The organism is Prevotella sp. C0209C1, assembly GCF_056583855.1.
Window position 1 is genome coordinate 56,697 of sequence record NZ_JBWPJP010000005.1, and the last position, 25,743, is coordinate 82,439.

18 protein-coding genes are annotated in these 25,743 nt (G+C 31.7%); 11 read left to right on the plus strand and 7 right to left on the minus strand.

The genetic code is table 11. From position 1 onward, the window contains the following. The first annotated feature begins 25 nt into the window (after positions 1 to 25). The 8 genes from AC1DCD_RS02320 to AC1DCD_RS02355 all read left to right on the plus strand — a co-directional run bounded on the left by AC1DCD_RS02320 (position 26) and on the right by AC1DCD_RS02355 (position 8,710). A complete protein-coding gene (locus AC1DCD_RS02320) occupies positions 26 to 1,597 on the plus strand; it encodes a ComEC/Rec2 family competence protein (RefSeq protein WP_353586894.1) in 1,572 nt (523 codons plus the stop codon). Positions 1,598 to 1,619: 22 nt separating this feature from the next. Then, positions 1,620 to 2,387 (plus strand): tRNA pseudouridine(38-40) synthase TruA, encoded by a 768-nt coding sequence (gene truA, locus AC1DCD_RS02325; RefSeq protein WP_353586892.1) that lies wholly within the window; start codon positions 1,620 to 1,622, stop codon positions 2,385 to 2,387. A 24-nt stretch (positions 2,388 to 2,411) separates the two neighbouring features. Then, positions 2,412 to 3,350 (plus strand): EamA family transporter, encoded by a 939-nt coding sequence (locus AC1DCD_RS02330; protein ID WP_353586890.1) that lies wholly within the window; start codon positions 2,412 to 2,414, stop codon positions 3,348 to 3,350. Positions 3,351 to 3,405: 55 nt separating this feature from the next. Next, the gene (locus AC1DCD_RS02335; protein WP_464639985.1) at positions 3,406 to 4,470 is read left to right on the plus strand and encodes a LacI family DNA-binding transcriptional regulator; all 1,065 of its coding nucleotides are present in this window, start codon (positions 3,406 to 3,408) and stop codon (positions 4,468 to 4,470) included. A gap of 22 nt (positions 4,471 to 4,492) precedes the next feature. Beyond that, positions 4,493 to 5,785 carry a Na+/H+ antiporter NhaC family protein gene (locus AC1DCD_RS02340; protein WP_052044959.1) on the plus strand — a complete coding sequence of 431 codons (1,293 nt, stop codon included), beginning with the start codon at positions 4,493 to 4,495 and terminating at the stop codon, positions 5,783 to 5,785. A 31-nt stretch (positions 5,786 to 5,816) separates the two neighbouring features. Then, complete coding sequence (locus AC1DCD_RS02345) at positions 5,817 to 6,668, plus strand: hypothetical protein (RefSeq protein WP_036854049.1); 852 nt, start codon at positions 5,817 to 5,819, stop codon at positions 6,666 to 6,668. A gap of 119 nt (positions 6,669 to 6,787) precedes the next feature. Further along, complete coding sequence (locus AC1DCD_RS02350) at positions 6,788 to 7,495, plus strand: glycoside hydrolase family 25 protein (RefSeq protein WP_308533017.1); 708 nt, start codon at positions 6,788 to 6,790, stop codon at positions 7,493 to 7,495. 42 nt (positions 7,496 to 7,537) lie between these two features. Then, on the plus strand, positions 7,538 to 8,710 hold the full coding sequence (locus AC1DCD_RS02355; RefSeq protein ID WP_464639982.1) for a zinc ribbon domain-containing protein: 1,173 nt from the start codon (positions 7,538 to 7,540) through the stop codon (positions 8,708 to 8,710). Between the two features lie 259 nt (positions 8,711 to 8,969). Here the strand turns inward: AC1DCD_RS02355 and AC1DCD_RS02360 are convergent, their stop codons facing one another. Further along, positions 8,970 to 9,932, minus strand: coding sequence for a type I phosphomannose isomerase catalytic subunit (locus AC1DCD_RS02360; RefSeq protein ID WP_464639980.1), 963 nt, complete (start codon positions 9,930 to 9,932; stop codon positions 8,970 to 8,972). A gap of 237 nt (positions 9,933 to 10,169) precedes the next feature. On the opposite strand from AC1DCD_RS02360, the gene AC1DCD_RS02365 reads away from it, so the two are divergent. Continuing rightward, complete coding sequence (locus AC1DCD_RS02365; RefSeq protein WP_464639978.1) at positions 10,170 to 11,324, plus strand: redoxin family protein; 1,155 nt, start codon at positions 10,170 to 10,172, stop codon at positions 11,322 to 11,324. Positions 11,325 to 11,478: 154 nt separating this feature from the next. Here AC1DCD_RS02365 and AC1DCD_RS02370 read toward each other — a convergent pair whose 3' ends face one another. The 6 genes from AC1DCD_RS02370 to glyA form a co-directional block, all read right to left on the minus strand. Then, positions 11,479 to 12,768 (minus strand): histidine-type phosphatase, encoded by a 1,290-nt coding sequence (locus AC1DCD_RS02370; RefSeq protein ID WP_008448734.1) that lies wholly within the window; start codon positions 12,766 to 12,768, stop codon positions 11,479 to 11,481. An 82-nt stretch (positions 12,769 to 12,850) separates the two neighbouring features. Continuing rightward, complete coding sequence (locus AC1DCD_RS02375; RefSeq protein ID WP_464639976.1) at positions 12,851 to 14,005, minus strand: OprO/OprP family phosphate-selective porin; 1,155 nt, start codon at positions 14,003 to 14,005, stop codon at positions 12,851 to 12,853. Between the two features lie 44 nt (positions 14,006 to 14,049). Further along, positions 14,050 to 14,838, minus strand: a complete 789-nt coding sequence (locus AC1DCD_RS02380) for an acid phosphatase (RefSeq protein ID WP_036854058.1) — start codon at positions 14,836 to 14,838, stop codon at positions 14,050 to 14,052. Between the two features lie 143 nt (positions 14,839 to 14,981). Further along, complete coding sequence (locus AC1DCD_RS02385; RefSeq protein ID WP_464639974.1) at positions 14,982 to 18,032, minus strand: hypothetical protein; 3,051 nt, start codon at positions 18,030 to 18,032, stop codon at positions 14,982 to 14,984. A 209-nt stretch (positions 18,033 to 18,241) separates the two neighbouring features. After that, positions 18,242 to 21,100 (minus strand): putative LPS assembly protein LptD, encoded by a 2,859-nt coding sequence (locus tag AC1DCD_RS02390; protein WP_464639972.1) that lies wholly within the window; start codon positions 21,098 to 21,100, stop codon positions 18,242 to 18,244. 616 nt (positions 21,101 to 21,716) lie between these two features. Beyond that, positions 21,717 to 22,997, minus strand: coding sequence for a serine hydroxymethyltransferase (gene glyA / locus AC1DCD_RS02395; protein ID WP_464639970.1), 1,281 nt, complete (start codon positions 22,995 to 22,997; stop codon positions 21,717 to 21,719). Between the two features lie 192 nt (positions 22,998 to 23,189). Between glyA and AC1DCD_RS02400 the strand changes: the two genes are divergently transcribed. After that, positions 23,190 to 24,431 (plus strand): BaiN/RdsA family NAD(P)/FAD-dependent oxidoreductase, encoded by a 1,242-nt coding sequence (locus AC1DCD_RS02400; RefSeq protein WP_464639968.1) that lies wholly within the window; start codon positions 23,190 to 23,192, stop codon positions 24,429 to 24,431. Between the two features lie 26 nt (positions 24,432 to 24,457). After that, positions 24,458 to 25,714, plus strand: a complete 1,257-nt coding sequence (locus AC1DCD_RS02405; RefSeq protein WP_008448695.1) for an Nramp family divalent metal transporter — start codon at positions 24,458 to 24,460, stop codon at positions 25,712 to 25,714. Positions 25,715 to 25,743: the final 29 nt, after the last annotated feature.

Consider the following 25,743-nt stretch of genomic DNA (forward strand, 5'->3'; position numbering starts at 1 on the left):
ATAAGCTTTTCACCTTTTTTTTGTTATGGATACAGAGTTTATTACTCATCAACATTCACAAGGTATTGATATACAGTTATATCCAGTATTAAGACTTGTTATATTTTTTATTCTTGGGATTATAGTGGGTTATAGCTGTAGTACTATAACGTCGTTTTACTTTTGGGGTATATTGCTTGTTGCAAGTTTTTTTCTTTGTTTATTTTTAAAGAAGAAAAAATTATGGCAAAGTGTATCTGTTTTTATACTTGTGGCTATTGTAGGTGGGTGGTATTCTTCTTTTTGTTGTTTAAGACTTAGCAAAACCTTACCAAAAGGCAAGCATTTTTATAAAGCAGTAATGCTCACAGAGCCTACAAGACATGGTAAGGTTATGATGGCTGATATGTTGATATTTCTTCAGAGAAAAACTTTAAAGGTGAAGACATCTATTTTGTGTGATACTATTAGCAAGCATTATTCTACTTTGCATTTAGCAGATGGAGTTTTGCTTTATGGAGAATTAGAAGCTCCTACTAATTTTGCCAACTCTTCTTTCGATTATGCAGAATACCTAAAGTTACATGGATATAGTGCCGAGCTATTTATTTTTGATAGTCAGTGGCAAAAGGAAAAAGTCAGTTTGTCGTTAATGAGCTATATAGACAGGACGTTATTATTTGCCAAAGTGTTGCGAACGCATTGTGTAAGTATGTTACAAAGGGTTATTCATGATAATCAGCTGGCAATAGTTTCTGCTATGATGCTTGGAGATAGATCGTATATTAATAAAAGTTTGAAGGAAGATTATTCTGTTACTGGTGCTGCTCATGTTATGGCTTTGTCAGGTTTGCATCTTAGCATTATTTATTCTATACTGTGGTTTCTTTTTTCAGGCTTAGGTAATATTTCGTTATTTTTTAGATTGAAAGAAATAAAGCATTTTTTTATTATTATCACTATTTGGGCTTATGTTTTCCTTGTTGGTTTTTCTCCTTCTATAGTACGTTCTGCTTTAATGTTGTCTATTTATTCTTTTATAGCTTTATTAGGGCGTAAAAAAGTATCTATAAACATTTTATCGGTAGTAGCATTTTGCATACTTCTTTATGATCCATTTGTTTTGTTTGATGTAAGTTTTCAATTGTCGTTTGCTGCTATAATTTCCATTCTTTTATATTATCCGCAAGTTAATAAATTATTAAACAAAGGCTTTTTATGTAAATATAAAATATTTACGAGAATATTCCAAATGTTTACAATAACATTGTCAGCTCAAATAGGCACAGCTCCATTAATAGCGTTCTATTTTTCTAAATTGCCTACTTATTTCTTTTTAAGTAGTTTTATTGCTATTCCATGTACTACTATAATACTTTATGCAGGTGTGTGTTTCTTTGTTTTTATATGGCTAACTCCTTTACAGTGGCTGTCAGGGCAAGTGCTTTATCTTACTACAACCTTTCTTAATAATTCTCTTCATTGGCTTTCATCGTTACCTATGGCTTCTATTTTTGTAGGAAACATAACAGCATATCAAGTAGTGTTAGTATATTTTATGCTTATTATTTTATTGTTAGTTATTAGTTTCTTTAATCGAGAAATAAGATTTAGATAAAAAGTAGTACCTTTGCATGTATATGCAGCGTTATTTTATTACATTATCTTACGATGGCAATAATTATCATGGTTGGCAAATACAGCCTAATGGCTCATCGGTACAAGAAACTTTGGAGAAGGCTTTAACAATTTTATTGCGTCAACCAATATCTATAATAGGAGCAGGACGTACAGATACAGGTGTGCATGCTCGTATGATGGTGGCTCATTTCGATATGAAAAGTAAGTTTGATAGTATTCAAATATCTTATCGTCTTAACCGACTTTTGCCTCATGATATATCAGTAAGCTCTATAATTCCTGTGTCTAATGATATGCATGCTCGATTTTCTGCTATTAAGCGCACGTACCATTATTACCTTCATATGCAAAAAGATATTTATAATAGACAATATTCTTGTTATGTGGGTTATAATCTCAATTTTGATTTAATGAATGAAGCTGCATTATATCTTATCGGCAAAAAAGATTTTAAGTGTTTTTGTAAGGCTGGTGCTGATGTTAAAACTACTATATGTAATATTACTGAAGCATATTGGAAACCTATTTATCCAGAGCTTTCTACATTATCATCGACAGACATAAAGCCTACGAACTGGTGTTTTATTATATCTGCCAATCGCTTTCTTCGTAACATGGTGCGTGCAATAGTAGGGACTTTAATAGCTGTAGGGCGTGGTAAGATGTCTATAACAAAGTTTAAGACCATTGTAGATACTGGCTCTCGTAGCGATGCTGGTGAAAGTATGCCTGGGAATGCATTATTTTTATGGGATATAGAGTATTAAGAGCTATAGGATATTAAGAAAATTATGTGGATTATTTTTGCTTTCATTTCTGCTACCTTATTAGGACTATATGATGCTTCAAAGAAAGTATCATTGCGCAATAATGATGTTATACCTGTTTTATTTTTAAATACTCTTTTTTGTTCATTAATATTTTTACCTTTAATTATTTTATCTTATTATTCTGAAATTCATAAAGATTCTATGTTCTATGTAACTATAGGTTCGTGGGAAGAGCATAGATGGATATTGCTTAAAAGCATTATAGTGTTACTATCATGGTTATTTGGTTATTTTGCAATGGCTCATTTGCCACTTACTATAGTAGGACCTATAAATGCCACTCGTCCAATAATTACCTTGATAGGTGCTATGATAGTATTTGGAGAAGCACTAAATTATTGGCAGTGGATAGGTGTTAGCTTGTCTATATTTTCTTTATTTTTATTGTCTCGTAGTGGAAAAAATGAAGGAATATATTTTAGGCATAATCGTTGGATATTATTTCTTATATTTTCAGCTTTGTTAGGTGCTTGTAGTGGGTTATTAGATAAGTATTTAATGGCAAAACCTGATGATGGTGGAGTGGGGCTTGAACGTATGTTTACGCAAAGTTGGTATAATTTATATCAATGTTTATTGATGGTCATTATTTGGATAATTTACAAAATCAAAAGATTAAAAAACGCATTAGCTTTTACTAAACAAAGAAATGCCTTTCATTGGAAATGGACTATTTTGTTTATTTCAGTATTTTTGTCAGTAGCTGACTTTGCTTATTTTTATGCTTTATCATTACCAGGGGCAATGATTTCTATTGTTTCAATGGTACGGCGTGGCTCTGTTATTGTATCTTTTGTATGTGGAGCTATTATTTTGAGAGAAAGAAATTTAAAAGCTAAAATAATAGATTTAGTTTTTATTTTAGCAGGAATGGTATTTCTTTGGATAGGTTCTTGTTAAGTATTTCTATTTTTTTGTTTACTTTTGTAGAGAGTTTAAAAGATGATTAAACATTATGACGGAAAAAATTAGGATAAAAGATATAGCAAAACGTGCAGGAGTTAGTGTAGGAACAGTAGATCGAGTTATTCATAAACGGCCTAATGTTTCCGTTGGTGCCCTTAAAAAGGTAAAAAAGGTTTTGAAAGAAATGAATTATCAACCTAATGTTTATGCTAGTGCCTTAGCATATAATAAGAGTTATACTTTTTATATACTTTTACCAAAACATGCGAGTGAGGCCTATTGGGACGAAATAGAAGAAGGGGCTATGAAAGCTGTTGAGATGCGTAGGGACTTTAATATTAGTTTGGAAATAATGTATTATAGTCGTCTTAATTCAGAGTCTTTTGTTGAAACTTTTCAAAGTTGTCTTTTAAAAAATCCAGATGGAGTTATTCTTGTACCTTATACATTAGACCTTACACAACAGTTTACTGACGTTCTTCATGAGAAAAATATCCCTTTTGTGCTTCTTGATTCATATATGCCTGATCTTAAACCATTATCCTTTTTTGGGCAAGACTCGTTTCAAAGTGGCTCATTTGCAGCTCACATGCTAATGCTTTTTACACAATCAGAAAAGTCGATTGCAATTATAAAGCAAACAATAGAAGGAAGAATGCCTTCTCGTCAGCAAGAATATAGAGAGAAAGGGCTACGAGCATATATGACAAATAATTATCCTGAAATTAATATTTATGAGGTTAATCTACCTTTAGATGAGGAAAGGAAGCAATATGAATATATTTTAGATGATTTTTTCATAGAGCATCCTGATGTACACCATTGTATTTCGCTTAACTCAAAAGCTCATCTTGTAGGAGAATATTTGTTAAAGAAAAGCAAGAAAGACATTCAAATCGTAGGTTATGATGTGGTATTAAAGAATGTTGAGTGTTTAAAAAAAGGAAGTATTTCTTTTTTAATTGCACAACATGCTTATCAGCAAGGTTTTGCCAGTATCGAAACGCTCTTTAGACATATAGTACTTAAGCGAAAGGTGCAAATTGTTAATTATATGCCAATAGAATTTTTAACTAAAGAAAATATTGACTTTTATCATAGAACACAAATTTAATAGTATTATTTTGAAAAAACAGATTCATACCATTTCTTCAAAGAGAGGATTTTTAGCACTTAGTCCATTAATAGCTTTTATTCTCTTATACTTAGTAACATCTATTATCTTTAATGATTTCTATAAAGTGCCTATAATTGTGGCTTTTATGTTTTCGAGTATATTTGCTATATCTATTTTTAAACATACTCCTCTTAGAGTTCGGATAAAAACGTTTAGTAAAGGTGCAGGCTCTGAAAACATGATGATGATGTTATGGATTTTTGTTCTTGCAGGTGCTTTTGCTAATTCGGCAAAGGTTATGGGTAGTGTCGATGCTATGGTGAACCTTACTCTTTCAGTTTTTCCAAGCAATATGCTTTTTATGGGCTTGTTTATAGCATCTTGTTTTATTTCTATTAGTATAGGAACCAGTGTTGGTACTATTGTAGCTTTAGCTCCTATAGCAGCAGGTATAGCTACTAACACAGGCTGTTCTCTTCCTTTTATTTTGGCTATTGTAGTAGGTGGTTCTTTCTTTGGAGATAATCTTTCTTTCATTAGTGATACAACAGTTATAGCTACTCGAACTCAAGGGTGTAATATGAGTGATAAGTTTAAGGTGAATTTATTTATTGTGGCTCCTGTAGCTTTTATATTATTAATATTATATGTTTTATTAGGTACTCAAACACATGTACCACCTTCTAATTATCCTATAGAATATCTAAAAGTTCTACCTTATATGACAGTATTAGTATGTGCTATTTGTGGGCTTAATGTTATGGTAGTGCTTACTATCGGACTATTTCTAACAGGATTAATAGGTGTTTTTAGTGGTATTTATGATATTTTCGGGTGGTTTTCTTGTGTAAGGGAAGGTATATTAGGTATGGGTGATCTTATAATAATAACTATGATGGCTGGAGGAATTCTTGAGATTATCCGTAAAAATGGAGGTATAGATTTTATTATACAGCATATAACAAAGCATATTAAAGGTAGGATAGGTGCTGAAATAACCATAGCCTTTTTAGTAAGTTTAGTAAATATTTGTACAGCCAATAATACTGTAGCTATTCTTACAGTTGGTGATATTGCTAAACAAATAGGCGATAAATATGGTGTAGATAAACGTAAGGTAGCAAGCATTTTAGATACTTTTTCGTGCTTCATACAAGGTTTGATACCCTATGGAGCGCAGATTTTAATGGCGGCAGGCTTAGCTAAAATAAATCCTATAAGCATTATTCCTTATTTGTATTATCCCATGCTATTAGGGTTAATAGCAACGCTATCGATTATATTTCAATATCCACGGAAATTTTCTAATTAGAATTTATTTAGTTTTTAAATAATCAATCTATATGAAAGTTGCAGACATAAATAATAGAACAATAATTGAGCGTAATTTTTTCAATATATTGAGATATGGTGCTTTTGGAACTCATTCTTTAATAGAGCCGATGTCTTCTTTTAAATGGAAACGACTTTTACAAATGGTAGAAGTGCAAGGTGTTGTGCCAACTTTTGTTTCTGGAATAAATAAGTATTTAAGCGAGGATAAGGTTTTTTTACCAAAAGAAATAAGAACAATAATAAGCAAAAAGACGAAACAGGCATCTATTTCTTCTTTAATAAATATACCTAAAGAAAATATAAGATTAAGTAATACCTTTCTTAATTATAGATTGCAAAATATTATCAAAAACGAGTTGCATTCCATTGATACATCTGTAGAAACTATTGATTTGCTTAAAATTATAATAGCTAATTCTAAGTCTATGCTTAATTGTGGCATGACTCTTGAAGGTATTATTAATTTAGGAAAATATCTTAGAACTCAGGGGAAAGGAGATCGTATAGATTTTGTTAAATTAGAGAAATGGCTTTCTTATATTTTTTTGCAATCAATGGCACAATTACAAGGTAATATATTAATATCTGTTTTTGATTTTGAACAAGATGAAATACCTTTTGTACGAGAGTATAAGATTAAAGCCTATAAATTAACTATGAAAAGTATTTCAGATCTTGCAAAAGACACAGCTCAAGATTGGCATTTTAGACAAAATTCTTTTGGGTTTGTTCAAAATAACAATGCCATTTTACGACGTAATTTGCGACGAAGTTTTAGATATATAAAATACTTTCCTGCTGAGACAATTAGCAATTTTATGAGTAATATTACTAAAAGTTTAAAAGAAATAGAAGAGTAGAGTTTGCTTATTTTACAATGCTTTATTAAAAACCTTTCAAAGATTAATACGCCTAAAAACTTCTTAATATATAGTTTTTCATCTTAATATTGTCATTAGAAAGTTGTATCTTTGCATGTATGAGATTTAAAATATTCTTTTTATTAATTATGATTACATGTGTTTTCGGAAATCTGAAAGCACAGTCGTATATACAATGTGAAGATACTTGTAGGCATATACATGGTATAGACATGAGTCATTACCAAGGTAGTGTATGGTGGGAAACTATTTCACAGAATAGCAATCATAAGATTAATTATGTCTACCTGAAGGCAACAGAAGGCGGAACCAATATAGATAAAACTTATTTGGAAAACATAGAGTCTGCTAAAAGGGTAGGAATGAATGTTGGGTCATATCATTTTTATCGCCCAAAAATTCCTCAAGAAATACAACTTAGAAATTTTATCACCCAGTGTCGCCCACAAGATCAAGACTTAATACCTATGGTAGATATTGAAACAACTGGTGGATTATATACTTATGAGCTGCAGGATAGTTTGCAAAAATTTCTTGTATTAATGACGAAAGCTTATGGTGTTCGTCCTTTAGTGTACACTTATACTAATTTTTATAATCGCTATCTTTTAGGCTCTATAGATGGATATAAACTATTTATAGCACAATATAATGGGCGAGAGCCTGAGCTTAAAGATGGTAGAGATATATTTGCTTGGCAGTATACAGGTAAAGGACATATCGGCGGGGTTAATGGATATATTGACAAGAGTAGATTGTTAGGAAGGCATAGCATACGTGAAATTAGATATAGAAGGCGGCATTAAGTCTACAAAAACGGAGTGTAAATTTAATATTAAAGTCACCTTATGATAATTAAGTGTCCAGAATGTGGTCATCAAGTGAGCGATAAAGCGCCTATTTGCCCAAATTGTGGCGTAGAAATAGCTGGGAACATTATAAAGTGTTTTCATTGTGGAAAGCTTTATATTAAAGAAGAAAAACAATGTCCTTTTTGTCATTATGTAAGAAAAGAAAAAGATTTACAGTCTTCCGTTAATGTCAATGATAAAGAGCAGGAAGATAATATTGAGGTAAAACCAAATATTAATTTAATAGTAAATAGGCGAGAATTAGATATACAGCGAAAAAGAAGTATATCAAAAGAAGTAACAAAAATAAAAAAAACAAAGAAAAATATTCATAAATCGCTTATAATAGCTATTATGATGACTATTATAACAAGTGTTATTTTGTTTTTTATATATACAAATATAAGTAAAACAGCAGATAAACAAGAATACGAGATAGCATTAAAAGAAAAAGATTCTACATTATTTAGGCAATTTCTTGGAAAATACCCAAAATCTTCTATTAAGCAAAAAGAAATAATAAATTCTTCATTCAATAAAGGAAAGTATATTGGTAATAATGAAAAATTAGAGGAGATTATTGACAATAGTACTCGCGAGGAATTATTGAAATATTTAGATGCACATCCTAAATCTCCATATAGAACAGCAATATTATCTAAAATAGATGAAATAGATTGGCAAAAGGCTATATTATTAAATACAAAAAGTGCTTATTTACATTATATGGCTCAGCATCCTAATGGTCTTTATAAATTAGAATCTCATGAGATATTAAATAGAGATTTCGTTAAAATAATTTCGGAAGAAGAAAAGAAGAAAGCATTTTCTTGTGTTAGACAGTTATTAGTAGGCATCAATACCCGTAATAAAAATAAAATTAATAGTGTGGTTGAGACTAAGTTAAAGTTTCAAGGAGCAGCAGGCTCTACTTCTAAAGATATTATTAAATATATGAATGATAAGCTATATCAGGCAGATGTAAAAACAATAAATTGGCATTTAAGTGATTTTAAAAATATAATCTTTAAAGAAGGAAACGATAGTTCTGTACAGCTTAAAATACCTGCAAAACTGATTATTGACAGAAAGGGAGGAAAAGGATTGAAAAGATATTTAATAAAAGCTACGGTAAAGTCGGGGAAGATAAGACAAATAAGCTGGAGTTGAACACATATAATTGTCGGTAGTATAAAGTATCAAATATAATAGCAATAAGAAAAGAGTAAGCACCTCACATCTATTACTTTTGTGTGATATAATTATTTCATTAATTTCGCCTAAAGAACTTACGTTTTCTTAGATAAAATATTCTTCAGATTTTCTTATATTTTTACTGTTATGAGGTGCTTACAAAGCATTTTATATAAAACATACATATATAAAAAATACTTTTACTTTTAAAAGAAAAGATTTTTATAATTTCTTTTTATACAAAAGTTTCTAAGAATTTTATGCTGCCTTCTATTTTAAGATTTTTTGTAGTAGCAGGAATAAGTATTGACTCTCCAGCAGAAAAGGAAACATGTTCGCCGATATCATCTGTAATAACTGCATTGCCATTTAAACCAACAAGAATAACAAAAGAGTCTAAATCGCTATAATCAAGCGTCATGGTATCTGTAAGGTCATAAACTGATGTAGTAAAATAAGGGCAGCGTACTATTTCTACCCCTTCATTTTTTTTAGGTATATAATGAGTTTTATAATCTGGATAAACAGTATAATCTATGCACTCAGCAGCCTGTTCCGTATGTAACTCTCGCATGTTTCCAAATTTATCTACACGTTTAAAATCATAAATGCGATAAGTTATATCGCTTGTTTCCTGTATTTCTGCAAGGAAGCATCCTTTACCTATAGAGTGAATACGACCAGCAGGTAGAAAGAAAACATCTCCTTCTTTAACCTTATATTCTGTTAACGCTTCGGTTATAGTATCATTTTCTACCATATCCTTATACTCTTTAGGTGTTATAGATTTAGTAAGTCCTGTACGTAAAGAAGCATATTCTTCACTCTTCATAACATACCACATCTCTGTTTTACCACGCAACTCACCTTTTTTATGTGCTTGTTCATCATTAGGATGCACTTGAATGGAAAGTTGCTCACGAGCATCAATGAATTTAACTAATAAAGGAAAATCATTAGCAAAGCGTGCATAGTTATCTTTTCCTACAAGGTCCGCTTTAAGAATTTTTACAAGCTCATTAAGTTTCTTACCAGCATACTTTCCGTTAGCAATAATACTCTCATTGCCACGAACTCCAGACACCTCCCAGCTTTCGCCTATTCCTTTAGGAGAATTATCTATTTTCTTGAAAGGAGCAATTTTGTTTCCACCCCAAATAGTTTGCTTTAAGAGTGGTTGAAATTTTAATAATGACATTTTTATTTAGGTTTTAACTAATTAATTATCTCTATACAAATTATAATGGTAATGCAAAATTACAAAAAAATAAACTATTTGCTATATATATTATCTTCTTTTAGAAAATGAAACATTCTATATAAGTTGCATAAAATAAGAAATATTATTATTTTTGCATAAACAAATATATTTTGATTATATATATAACTTTTGTTATTTAACAATAAAAACATTTATTTTACAATAAAAATAGAAATGAATAATCAATACTGGTTGAAAAAGAAATTACATATAACTCTGTTATTAATATTAATAAGTAATACTATTCTTGCACAGTATAATTTCAAATTATCAGGTACGTTTACAGATGTTAAAAATGGTACTCTAATATATGAATATATTATTAGAGGACAAAAACAAAAAATAATTACCGAAGAAGCTCCAATAAAAGATGGAAAATTTATATTATTTGCTAAATTAGAAAATGCTTGTGCAGCTACTTTACAAGTAAAAGATAGACAGTTTTATACTTTAAGTACTATCTTTGTACCAAACGAAGAGGCAATAGTATATGGTCCTATATCTGAAGATTATAAATTGGCATGGACAGGAACTACTTTCTATAGACAATACGGAAAAGCTAAAGACTTTATACGAGTATATGAAAATGAATTTTCACAAGCTGATCAACTTATGTACAAAGGTATAAAAGCTGGTGGAAATGTTAATAAACTCCGTAAACAAAACATGGAAGCTCGTCGAGAAATAAACTATGCAAAGGGGCTTGCAGCTGTAAAGTATATACGTGAACATATAAATGAAGAAGGAACTTTAGGTATTATGGCAAGTGCTAATATAGACAGTATACCTAAACTTCTGTCAATGTATCCTAAGGAAATATCTGAGGGGAGATTAAAAAAGGAAATAGCACTGGGATTGGAATATTATAATATTTTTGTAAAAGAACGTAATGCTGCTTATTATACTAAGAATCGTATAGAAATGAGCCGACCTGCATTAGAATTTAATTTGAAAGGTCTTAATGGTAATCTTGTAACACTTAATCAATATAAAGGTAAATTTCTTATAATAGATTTTTGGGGTTCATGGTGTACTTGGTGCATAAAAGGGTTCTCAAAGCTAAAAGCTTTTTATGCACAACATAAAGATCAGGTAGAAATTATAGGAGTGGCATGTAAAGATGATGATAAACAGTGGCGTCAAGCAATTATAAAATATGCACTTCCTTGGCAACATGTACGAAGTGAAGATGGAATAGCAGAGCAAATATATAAGGTATATGGCTACCCATATAAAGTTATAATAGATAAAAATGGAACTGTTATAAAATCTTTTGCAGGTAACGACAAAGAGTTTTATACTTATATGGATAGATTATTAAAGAAATGAAATTACAAAATTAAAACGATAAGGAGTTTTTATATATCATATAAGCAATAATATATTTTATGTTTTTAGGGTAGAGCACATACTAATAATATAAAAAAAATAGGTAAATATCTGCAATGTGCAGTATTTACCTATTTATATGAAAATATTTTATTTATTTGATATCATCGTATGCCCTAAGAGCTTCTTTAAAACGATTATTAACATCTTCGAAAGAATATAGTCCATCTGCATTTTGACTAATTCCTTTTAGTTTTAAAGAGAAAACTTGTGGAGCATGTTGTAAGTCTAATAGAGACATTTTTTGTAGTTGGTCTGTACTTTGATAAACTATATTTACTGCAATATACGCCTTTCCCGTAGCATCTACCCACTTTTCAAAAACTAGTTTAGAACCTATAGGAGTCTTTTTTTCAATAGAATTAGGCAAACTATATTCTTCTACGCCAAGGGCTGCATTAACACTGGCTATGTTTGAATCGTGTCCACAAAGGAAGGTAAATTTCCTTCCTACAGAGTTTAGCTCATCAAACATATATTGTAATAAAGGGTGTGCAACGTTTGCAGCTACAATAGGTGCAGTGAAAAGAACATCTCCATAAACATCTTTAATCTTTGCAATCTTAGTCCAGTCTTCACGACTTATTTTATGCCCAAAAGCAGCTTTCATAGCATCTGGCTCTTCATAATATTGAAGAATAAAGGCATCACTTGCAGAATTAGCATTTTTTAAAGATCCTTTCATACCAGGCTCTTTATTTAGATCAAGTGTAATCTTTGTATCATCATAAGTGAAATCTTTTATTTCACCTTTTTTATAATACTCACTCTGTTTCATATCTAACACCTTTGCAATTAGGGCATAACTTTCTTTTAATTGTTTGTTAATGCCAACTAATCCCTCTTTACCTCCCATAGCATTGATTTGTTTCATAGCTTGCATACGGAAAGCATCACTAGTTTTTGTTAGGCGTGGATTAAAAATTGGATCCATTTTAGAAGGTACAAAGCGGTGATTTACGCTTAAGTTAGCTACAGGCATAAAGCCACTTGAGAAATATTGAGCTGTAGCTATACAACGTTGCATAGAGTTAGCATATAGATTAACCTCATCAATGGTAGGTACATGATTCTCTTTAAATAGACCTGTTTCTACTGTCCATTTGCGGAAAAACTGTCCCATTTCTGTTTCTAAAACACCACCTCTAAGAGTTAATTCACTTGCTGCAGATGTCCAGTTAGTCCACTGATGTGGAGTCATTTTACTAAGTGTTGAGCCGTTAGTAGATAATGGTGAACGAATATTATGGCGAGAAAGGATTACTACTTCTTTTAATTGGTACCTACTCTTAAAGTCTTGTGTGCGCTGTAACTGTGCTAAAGATATTGATGGGCAAAGTAAAGAAAGCGCAAGTAAAAGTAAAAAGGAATTTAGTTTTTTCATTTTTCTTTAATTTGTTATTTGTTGTATTAAAGGAGTCTATATTTTCCATTAGACTCCTTTTTACATAGATAAATGTTAGATCTTAGAATTTGAACTGCAATCTAGTTTCAAGTATAGAGAATGTGTTATCTTTAAAGGCATCATTGTCTGTAGCACGAGTAATAGAGCCACGTACACGCCAAATCATATATTTATTAATGTAATAGTTGAATGTAAGTGAATAATCATTAACTTTACCTCCACGAATATTTGCTTTATTGTCTGTTAAGGTAGAGTAATTGTATCCTGCAACTAATTCCATAGAACCAGGATCAGGAGTAGCAATACCTGCATCAGATTTTGTATATGTATAACCATTACCTTTAACAAGGAAGCGGAGGTTAGTGTATGCACCATAGGCATGATAGTTTGGCATTTCTTTATCACGTGTAATGTTTACATAGAAATACTGTCCTTCAACACCAAAATTGCCATAAGCTGCTGTAAATTCTGGAGATATCTTCCATAAATTCTTAGCATTGCCGATAGTGGCTTTTTGTACTTCTACATTAGCAATACGAGTTGGGAATGATGCTTTAAGAGTATAACTTTTGTGATTTAATTTTTCATCAGAATTGTAACGAGGAGTTTCAAAAGCACCACTGACTCCTACATGAAATAATTTGCCTCTTTGGGTAAAAGGACGATAGACAAAACGAGTCATAACACCCCATGCTTCATTTCCTATTTTATCGGTAGAATTTTTCATAGCATCATTTTCTGCAAATAGAGAAGCTGTTGCATGTATTTTATCACCAGAATGTACAAACATAGCACCCAGCAAACGACTATTAAAGAAAGCTTGATTAGCTTCAGGTTCTTCCATAGATATTTTGAAACTTGAAGAAGTAGCACTCTGAAGACCAAACTGATGAACAAAGTAGCCTGCACGAACAAGGTTCTCTTTGTTGATATTATAATCAATGTTGATGTCTTTTAAAGAGAGCTTTTGACGTGCATAGCCGATATCTACTTTAGCTTTCCATTTGCCATATCTAGCACTAAAACCTACACGGGCATCAGGAATAGCTGCACCATTGTTTAGTTTTTTGTTTAACTCTTCATTGTTATTTTTCATAATGCCTGCATCTATAAGAATACGACCAGAAACTTTTGTTTCTAATTTCGGTTCTTTTTGAGCAAAAGTACTTGTACTAACGAGCAATCCACAGATTGCAATTGCAATATTTCTTTTCATATCTTAGATAAATATGTTGATTAATAATACTTTAAGTTTTATTTTTAATTAGAAGCTTTAAAAGTACTTTTAGTAACTTTTCCTTCTTTTACTAATTTTGCAAATTCTTTTTTAGCCTTTGCCATTTGAGCTTGAAAAGCAGGATTAGCATGCAGGCGAGCTACCACTGCAGCACTTACTATACGAGCAGCATCTACATCGCTTTGCCAGTGATATCCACAAATAACACGACTTTGTCCCATCTCATATCCACGTTTTAGAATTTCGTTTTGACGATCTACATTTATTTCTGAAAGTACAAGAGCTGTAGCCCAACCTATAGCAGTATGTCCAGAAGGATAGGAACCATTAGTAGAAAGCTCCTGCTGCTGTTCTGGGTTGCAGGTCATTTCTTTATAAAAAGCAAAAGGACGAATGCGCATATAATGATTTTTAGCTCCACGTGTAGCAAGGTCGCCAGCATCTTCGCGTATATTTAAAACAAGTTTATAAATTTCAGGTGTTGTTTCTTTACTAATATTTACACCAAAGGCCTCTGAAAAAGCCTGTGGAACACCATCACCACCCACACGAGCATCTTTTACAGCCTGATCGCCTCGTGGAGTATCACGTTGCATTTTTCCCCATTGGTATTGTGCTTCATCATAAAGAAACTGAACACTGCCTTGTTTTGGAGGAGCTGGAAGAAGATCTAAAGAGCTTGCTTGTTGCCCGTCTTGAAGAAAATACAAATCAGGTCTTGTTCTAACATCTTTAATCTTAGAAGAGTTTTGTGCAAATGTTGTTACTGAAAAAAATGTCAGTACACTAACAAAAAGAGTTTTGTTTACCATAAGTTTTAATTTTAATAGATTTTTAAAAATGTTTTTATGTGTTGCAAAGATAGTATAAGAGAATAAAAAAAATAGTTGCATTTGGTTATTTTTAAAAAATAATAAATTGCAACTATCTTAAAGTGCTTATTGTCAGTGCTTATCTATTCTACTATTTTTATTATATAATAAACTAAAGTATATGGATTAGTATCACAATAGGTTTTAAGAGATGTAATATTTTCTTTTATTTTGCTATGGTATATTCTGCTTATTACCGGATTTAAGTTGCCAAGAACACCTATCATTCCTGGTAGTAAGGTACGTTTTACTTTAGGGTTAGCTAAAAGAAGTAATAAGACCTTTATCTGTTGATTGTTATGACTATTGAAATGAAGAATATTTTCTATTACTTCTTTATCAGTTTTTAAAAAACTTTCATAAAGCAGAATGATGTTTGAAGCTATTCTACTTGTAATATCACGTGTAGCTGTGAATATGTTGTTAATTTGGCAGTGGTCAAACCGTCGTAGTCTTTGACTTTCATTCTCTTTCATTATAATATTATACTTATAAGTATATTCTTGCATAAGGTTTTGTAGTCTTATAAGTAAATTTATTTGCGTAAAATGATTATCTATATTACAAAGAGAGCGTAAAATAGTTATTCGGTCTTGTATTGTAACTTTTTTTTGGATATTCTCTAATTCGGCTATTAGAGTATCTATAACAAAAGGATAAACTTTTAAGGTTTGCAATTTTTGTTTTGTGTTGTTTATGTATTTTAGAATTTCATTCAAGGCTTTATCAGAAAAGATCTGCTCATATTCTTTTTTTATAATAGTAAAATCGTTATAAATTTCTGATAGAGGTTTACGATGGCTATTCTCTTCTATTTTATCTAACATTGTAGACATATTTTCATTTATACCATGTAAGGTAAGAATGCCTTCTGAAGAAATGCGAAGCATTTGAACATGTTCTACTAAATTGTGTACATTACATAGCCATTTTTCATTGCGATTACTTTGATAGATGATCAAATCGATATTATTTGAATTTTTAGCTTTTTCAGAATCGTTAATAAGTTGTTTCTGCTCTTGAAAATCTGTATTACGGATTTGCTCTATTTGTCTATCAATAACTTTTATCATTTGTAAAGCAGCATCACGATTTATATGCATTATACGTTCAGAAATATGTTTTATCTGCTCATTAGTTTTTGTTATATTTTTTCTATTAGTTTTTATTAGTTTTATACTATTATTTATATCTGTAATAGCATCTTTACCATTTTGTTCGAGATAGGCAAGCATAGTATTTAAGCTCTTTGACCGTTGTTGTAGGTCATTTATTCGTATTTGTAATTGTTTTTTCTGCAAACTATGGTATTTATATATTGAAAGTAAATATACTAAGATAATAAATATTAAGGCAGGTATTATAATTAGAAACAATAATAAGCTATTAACTTTATTATCAAAACTAATCCACTCTAATTTATTTTCTTGATAGGGAGATAAAATAGCCATTCCAATATTAGAGCCAAGGTAAAGCTTTTTTTTGCTTACAAAGCATGCAAGTGGATTAAAGCGAATATCTGCATATAACAGTCCACAGTCTTTAATCTTTTTATTTTTAATGATATATTTATGTATTCCTGCTTCAGGTATTGTATATATAATACTGTCATTTATGCTAAAAAGTCGTTTATTACCATTAACTTCTATGGAGTCTATCCCAAGATATAGTAGCTTATGATTAGTTAAAAAAAGAACATTTCGCTCATAACTATTGTTTACGAGTAAGTCATGTATGAAGGGATATTTTCCAGTGCCTTTAACAGGGAACACCTTTCCTCCAGAAAGGCAAAAAATGCCATCATTTAGAGTTGATATATATAGATCTTCACTATATAGAACATGAGATATTGATGTTATATATTTATTGTTCAATTGTTTAACGGTATCAATTTTACAAGTTTTAGAATCTATGCTCAGTAGGAAATCTTGAATACCGAGAAGAATTTTTTTATTTTTTGGCAAAACGGTCATAGATGTAATATGTGTATTAGTATGGTAAAGAAGCCGTGGGTGTACTAAAAGATAATTATATAAGTAAGAATCAGCTATATTGACATAGTATAGATTATTATTATTACAGTAATAAATAGTATTTCCAATAGCACAAAATGATGTAATGTTATTATCTTGAGGGAACTCATATATTTTATAAGCTGCCCCAGTACCAGCTTTTTGAAAAAACAATTCATTATAATCGTTAACGTAATAAAAATCTTTCCCATTGTAAAAAGCTGATAGTATAGGTGTATTACTATTAAGTACACCTAAATGGTGAGGAATTCTCCATACAGCATTATTAGTTATCATCAATGAGAAACCATTACCATTATTTGGTAAGATAAAATTATGTGATGTGTTAGGAATATTATAATATAATGGTATAGAAACAAACCTTTTTAGGTCATCAGAAAGATGAATGGAAGAAGGAGATATGAAATAGTAAACTTTCCCTATTTTGTAAAAAGCCAAAGCTGTGTTAGGGAGTGATATTTCTTTAATAAGTTTTCCTTCAAGAGTTTCTATAATCATTTGTCGATCAAGGAGAATGTATAATTTCCCATTATTTATGGATAAATAGTTAATATTGTGCCCTTTATGCCTAAAATAAATCTTTTTATTTTGTAAATTATAAAATATTAGCCCTTCATGAGTAGCTGCAAATAAATATTTTCCTTTACTAATACATAGTTGGGTAATAGGGAAAGGCATACCTTTATTTTTTATATTGTGCTTGTTTATAGGGTATATAGGTATCATTTGTGAGTTATCATGATTTTTTAAATCTATTTTATAAAGACCTTGTGAAGTAGCTGCAAAGATGTTGCTATCAGATATTTCAATATCGTAAGGAGAATAGCGATTTCCTTTATTCTTTATAGTGTATGTCTTCTTATGAACAAGTGTATTATTCTCTATCTTATAAAGCTGTATCCCTGCATTTCGTGATGCTATCCATAATTTAGAGGAGTCTTGGTTATCACGTGCTATATCATAGATGCGGTCTAGTCCTGTATTATATTTTTTATTATTTTGTTTTTCAATGTGATATATTATTCCTGTTTCGCTTCCTATCCAATAACCCTTATTGTCAGACGATAAGGAAGAAAGCTGTTCATTACAGAGGTATTCCATATCGAAGAGCAAATTAGCAGTTTCTTTATTATCGCAAGATGTAAATAAGAATAAGTTAGATAGGCATATAAAAATACATATATAATAGTAAGGATGTTTTTTTAACATATAATATCTCATGGTTATTTTATTGTTAGTGGCATGCCTCTATTTCAGACTATTTTATCTGATAAATATCACATTGTTATATAAAGAAGTATCATATTTTTCTAATACCATTGTACGCTTTGTGAAAAGCTGCTATGCTTGTCGTATTTTAAAGCATCGGTAAGAGTGGAAGCATTGGCACGGAAGGTAAAATTATAAGAAGTGTAAGGAGCTAGTACTACAGAGGCACTCATATTGAAGCAGTGAAGATCGCGTGAGAGGCTGGCAGTAGTCATGCTCAATTTATGATTATCAAAGTCATATCCTGAAGAGAAATTAATATTCCATCCATCACTAATACGTATGTTACCACTAAAATTAAGTGTTTGTGAAAATCTATATGCGTATCGCATCTTATCGTAAAGGAATTTTCCACCTATATCTTCACGCATAGTGATACCATACCCAAAAGTTAGTGACCATGGCATGTTAAAGGTCATATAACCATCTTCATCAGTTGCAGCAATGTTGCTTTCTTGTTTTTTTGCTTTATATTTGCCTTTTTCTAATTTGTCATCAATATTACTATCAATATCTGTATCTGTTTTTCTACGCTCGCTATTGTTATCTTCATCTTTGTTTTTTTGCTCATCGTGACTAAAAAGTTTCTTAATTTTGTCAGGATTAATCGTATATGAGATGTTTTGCGAAAAACCTTGGAAACGTGGCATACGACCAAATGATATTTCGGTATTATTGCTTTGATGTATAGCACCATTTTTATCTACTTCCCAAGCATAAGTGGCAAATTGAGCATTCATGGAGAATGTGTAGCTTTTAGAAAGTTTGAGACGTATACGGGTAGACAGATCTGACCATGGATGTATCTTTGCTGCGGCATTATATGACATGGAAAGTCCCAGTTCGTCAATGAGGCTAATTTTTTTATATCCAGTAGAGTCTTTCTCACTTCGTAGCTTCATTTCAATATTATTGCTAATATCCCATGATAACATTTCAGACTTAGTATTACCAGGAACTCCATAAAGCTCGTTTTTATATGGTGAATATTCAATAAAACTTACATTACCATCAGCATCTGTTTTTTGATAGCTATCCCAATAACCATATTTGCGTGCTCCAAAATTAGGTGAGTAAGAGAAAGATATATTTGGTGTTATGACATGACGAATAGCCATTATTTTAGATCCAAATATTTTTTTATTTGGGACATAAAAACCATATAATTTTGTTGTCATTCCTACGCTAAGACTCCAGTTATAGATATTATGAAAGCCATAAGTAGTATCTGCAGTTTCCTTTCTTAAAGAGTTATCCCATGAGCGTGTAACTTTATTGGTATACATGCGATCGGTAAACTGAAAGGACGGAGTTATATTAATGTAGTTAAAAAGGCTGAAGTTGCCTTGTATAGGAATGGTATGTTGAAAAGCATTTTTCCAATCTTTTATAATATTAGAATGTAAAAGGTTATTTTCTTTAGTGTTTATAGAATTAGAGAGTTGTCCTGTATAACTCATTGATATTTTCTCATACCAACGTTCTTTTCCTACAGCATGTTTACGTTTAAAAGGATAAAATCGAGATATAGACAAGTTTATATCAGGTAAAGTAAGAGCTATGGTAGAATCGATCATGTTTTGTGAAAGATTGGCAGTGGTATTTAATGTTAATCCTATGCTTGAAAATCTTGTACTATAGCTAATAGATGATGTTCGTGTACTTTGTGTAAGTGCCTGCGGATTGTACATACTATAAAGATTGTTACGTTCGTATGATGAAGAGGCAAAGTTTACACTTGCAGATAGAGAGTTAAAAGGATTTGCTTTTGAGTCCTGACGATGATTCCATTGTAGCTTGAAACTTTCTTGACGAGAGTAGTCAGGGAAGCCCTTATCTCCCAATCTTGTGTCTTGGTAGCTAAAGAGGAACGAACCTGAATATCTATACCTCTTGCGATAGTTAGAAGCAGCACTTATACCCCATGACCCTTGAGTATATATCTCGCCTAAGAGTTTTAAATCCCATTTATCATTGATGGCAAAATAATATCCTATATCACGTAGATAGAACCCGCGCGTATATTCTTCACCATAGCTGGGCATAATAAGTCCCGAAGAGTATTTTTTCGAAAACGGAAAAAAGCCATATGGTATTGCTAAAGGAAGTGGCACATCAGCTACTACAAGGTATGCAGGACCGAAGACAACATCTTTTCCCGGACGAACTTTAGCGCGAGAAAGTGCGATGTAGAAATCTGGGTGGGGTTTGTCGCAAGTTGTATAACGACCATGTTGCAGGTAAACTATACCTGTAGAGTCGCGCTTGCCCGTTTCTCCGCTTAAATATCCTTCTTCTTGATGAGTATAAATATCTTTTATTATTCCTTTCTTCGATTTAAAATTGAAGGCCATTGTGTCTGTTTTATACTCATCATTTCCCATGTTAAAGATAGGTTTACCTTTTATCCCTCCTTTAGAAGTAGAATCTACACTACCAGTAGCACGTACAAGTGAGTTGTTTAAATCCATAGAGATTTTATCACTTTGTAATTTCATGTTTTCATAGTCTACTTTTGAGTTGCCATAAAGATGAGCTATTCCTGTATTGGTATTGTATACTATAGAGTCATCTGCGGTATAGTAAACAGGGGCATCTATAGTTTTTGAACGTAATCGCATAATACTATCGGCACGAATAGAGTCGTCTACAGCTTTATTATGTAGGTAAATGGAATACTGCAAAGAGTCCATTTTTGTTGTATCTATTTTTGGATCTTCTTTCTTTGTTGATGATATATTATTATTTATACTTGTTTTAGGGTATAAAACACTATCTATGGGTACAATAATAGGTTTTGTCGTGTTAGAGATATTTCTAAGCGACAAAGGCATATTTATTTTTGCCATTGCTATGGCTATGGTAAAAATAAACAGAGTTATAATAGTCTTATTCCTCATGATCTTTAGCATGCAAATTTACATAAATCCTATTGAAAAATGAGGACGTTTCGCTGTTTTTAACGTTTTAAGATTTATTAAAGGATTATTATGTAAAGAAAAAGATTGCATTTTTATGTTGAATATTATTGCTGTTTGGTAAAACTCCAAAAAGTATAAATATCTTCCCCGAAGCCCCGTAAAAAAGGACTTCTGAGATAAATCTTTCAAATATAAGATCCCTAATCGAAAAGACTTGGTTCTGGCGGCGCTTTTTGCATCTCCTTTGCAAGGAAATTATTCCATGTTTTTCTCAAGATTTTCCATGAATGCAATAAAATCGATGTAGTATATGAGCATAATTAGTGCCATGGTAATAATCTGCGAGAAAGCACAGTATCTCTTGATGCTTCTTGACAGAATTGTTATCAGCAGATTCGCAATCAAGACCACATATATCTGTATTTGTATGGCATTGGCACTGTACCCATAGAAGAGAAATGAAGTGAGAAGTTCTGTTTAAGCTGTTTATACAACGACTCAATAGCACTATCTTAGTATAATAATATCTCTTAAAGATTATTAAATATATAATGGGCATTTGAAGTCAAATGCCCATTATACTTAAAATGTTTTTTTAATAAGCGAACAAAGGATACTTCTTCATGGTTTCATTTACTTTAGAACGAACATTTGTTATTGTTTGTTCATTTTCTGGATCAGAAAGTACTTTATCAATAAGTTCTGCTATAAGTACCATTAAGTCTTCTTTAGCACCACGAGTAGTAATAGCAGCAGTGCCAAGACGTATACCAGATGTTTGGAAAGCTGACCTTGTGTCGAAAGGCACCATGTTTTTATTAACTGTTATGTCAGCAGCAACAAGTGCATTCTCTGCGACCTTACCCGTAAGATCAGGATATTTTGTGCGGAGATCAAGTAGCATAGAATGATTATCAGTACCTCCAGAAACTATTCCATATCCACGCTTAATAAGCTCTTCTGCTAAGATAGCTGCATTTTTCTTTACCTGTAGAGCATAATTTTTCCAATTAGGTTCAAGAATTTCACCAAAGGCAACAGCCTTGGCTGCAATAACGTGCTCTAAAGGACCACCTTGATTACCTGGGAAGACAGCGGAGTCTAATAATTGAGACATCTTTTTTACTACACCTTTAGGAGTGGTATACCCCCATGGATTATCAAAGTCTTTCCCCATCATAATAACTCCTCCACGTGGTCCACGAAGGGTTTTATGTGTAGTAGTAGTAACAATATGGGCATATTTAACAGGATTTTCAAGCAAGCCAGCAGCTATTAAGCCGGCAGGGTGAGCCATATCAACCATAAAGATAGCCCCTATCTCATTAGCCACTTTGCGAATACGTGTATAATCCCACTCTCTACTATAAGCAGAAGCTCCTGCTATTATCAGCTTAGGCTTATGTTTATAAGCAAGAAGCTCAAGATTATCATAATCTACACGTCCAGTATCCTTATTAAGCTGATAACCTATATGGTGATAAAGGATTCCGGAGTTATTTACAGGACTACCATGTGAGAGATGTCCTCCATGGTTAAGGTCTAGACCCATAAAGCAGTCTCCTGGTTTTAAAACAGCTAAAAGAACAGCTTGATTAGCCTGTGCCCCAGAGTGAGGCTGTACATTTGCCCAACATGCACCGAACACTTTTTTAACACGTTCTATACAAAGTGTTTCAACTTCATCTACTACCTGACAGCCACCATAATAACGTTTTCCAGGATACCCTTCTGCGTATTTGTTGGTAAGACATGAACCCATAGCAGCCATTACTTCATCACTAACAAAATTTTCTGATGCGATAAGCTCAATACCTTTTAATTGGCGTTGATGTTCTTTTTCGATAAGATTAAAAATAGTAGTATCTTTTCTCATAAGTTATATAAAATGTTTAGATAAAAGCCATATATATAAAGGTTAACCTTAAACGGCTTTTATAGTTATAGATCTGCTGCAAATATACGAAAACTACTTTAAGTAAATACATACTTTTTGAAATAAAAAAATGAAATTTTATAGTTTTTTATACAAATTGATATTATCTTTGTGGAAGAAAAATGAATATAGATGAATAATTCTCTTAATATAGCTGTTGTCGGTGGTGGAGCCGCAGGCTTTTTTACTGCAATAACAGCTAAAAAAAACTTTCCAGAAGCTAATGTAACTATATTTGAGAAATGTAATAAGGTATTAGCAAAGGTAAAGGTTACTGGAGGGGGGCGTTGCAATCTTACTAATACTTTTATTCATGTTACAGACATGAAACAAGTATATCCACGAGGAAGTAAGATGATGAAGCACCTTTTCAAGTTGTTTGACAACAAAGCTTGTATGCATTGGTTTAGCAAACATGGCGTTCCTCTTATTATACAAGAGGATCAGCGAGTTTTTCCTAAATCTCAAGATTCTCGTACTATAATGGAAGTACTTTTAACAGAAGCAAATAAGTTAGGGATAAAAGTCGTTGTAAATAAACAAATAGTATCGTTAAAACAGAATAATGATGGATTATTTTGTCTTACATTTGTTGATCGTTCAGAGATTTTTTTTAATAGAGTAGCCATTACTACAGGTGGTGCTACAATATCACATCAGTTAGATTACCTAAAGATGTTGGGACATACTATTGAAAAGCCTATTCCGTCTCTTTTTTCTTTTAAAATAGAGGAAGAAAGATTCTTAAAACTTAAGGGTACTGTGGTTCCTCAGGTGGTGGTAAGCATACAAGGTAAAAAACTACATGCGGTGGGAGATTTGCTTATTACACATTGGGGAGTAAGTGGTCCTGTTATTTTAAAACTTTCGTCTTATGCTGCTAGGTTTTTAGAAGAAAATCATTATAAAGCACAAATAGCCATTAGTTGGGTAGGAGATAGGTCTCGCAAGGAAGTAGAAGCTACAATACATAAAATAATTAAAGATAATCTAAAAAAGCAATTAAATAGTATTCGCCCCTTTAATCTTACTTCTAAACTATGGCTATATATTATTAATAAAGTAGGGTTAGATCAAGTAAGGTTGTGGAGTGAATTAGGTAAGAAAGGTTTTAATAGGATAGTAGAAGTGTTATCTAACGATGTTTATACTATTATAGATAGAGGTACATATAAAGACGAATTTGTTACTTGTGGTGGTATAAGTTTAAAGTCGATAAATCAAAATACACTTGAGAGCAAGAGTTGTCCAGGTCTTTTTTTTGCAGGTGAAATCCTTGATGTAGATGGTGTTACAGGAGGATTTAATTTACAAGCAGCTTGGACAATGGGATATACTGTAGGGCAGTATATAGGAATAAAAAATAATAAATAATAATTACTTTGTATAAATTTGATAGTATGAATATATTTAAAGAATTAAGAAGAAAGAACCACCCACGAGTATTGGGAGCTATTGATATTTTTAAGTACATTGGCCCTGGTCTGCTTGTAACAGTAGGATTTATAGATCCTGGTAATTGGGCTAGTAACTTTGCAGCAGGCTCTGATTTTGGTTACACTTTATTATGGGTAGTAACACTATCTACTATAATGCTCATTATTTTACAACATAATGTAGCCCATTTAGGTATTGTAACAGGTTTATGCTTAAGTGAGGCAGCAGTGAAATATTCACCAAAATGGTTGGGAAAGCCTATTGTGGTAAGTGCTTTTTTTGCGAGTATATCTACTTCTTTAGCAGAAATTTTAGGTGGTGCAATAGCTTTACAAATGCTTTTTGGTATAAGTATTCCTAATGGGGCATTGTTAACTACAATAGCAGTACTTATAATGCTTTTTACTAATAGTTATAAGCGTATGGAAAAGGCTATTATAGGCTTTGTATCAATGATAGGTTTATCTTTTTTATATGAGCTTTTTTTAGTAGACATACCTTGGCCAGAAGCTCTTAAAGGTGCGTTCTTGCCTTCCGTTCCTCAGGGTTCTCTTATGATAATAATGAGTGTGTTAGGTGCTGTTGTAATGCCTCATAACTTGTTTTTACATTCAGAGATAGTACAGAGTCGTGAGATTAATATAAAAGGTGATGAGCGCATAGAACGTATGTTGAAATATGAGTTTTGCGATACTTTGTTTTCGATGATAGTGGGCTGGGCTATTAATTCTGCAATGATACTACTTGCTGCTAGTACTTTTTACACTCATGGTAGTCATATTAATGAGTTGGCACAAGCACAAGCACTTCTCACACCATTACTTGGTAATAATGCTGCAAATATTTTTGCTATAGCCTTGTTATTAGCAGGCGTATCAAGTACTATAACCAGTGGTATGGCAGGAGGTAGTATCTTTTCAGGATTATTTAGTGAACCATATAATGTAAAAGATATACATTCTATAATAGGTGTTTTACTTTCGTTAGGTATTGCTTTATTAATGATTTTCTTTATAGGTAATCCTTTTAAAGGACTGATAATATCACAGATGATTTTATCTATTCAGCTACCTTTTACAATGTTTTTACAGGTAAGTCTAACTTCGTCTAAGCATGTAATGGGAAAATATGTAAATGAAAAAAGTACTACTATATTATTATATTTTTTAGCAACACTTGTATCTGCTTTAAATATTTGGTTGCTAATAGAAGCTATATAACGAAAAAAATTAGTAAGTTTGCATCACAA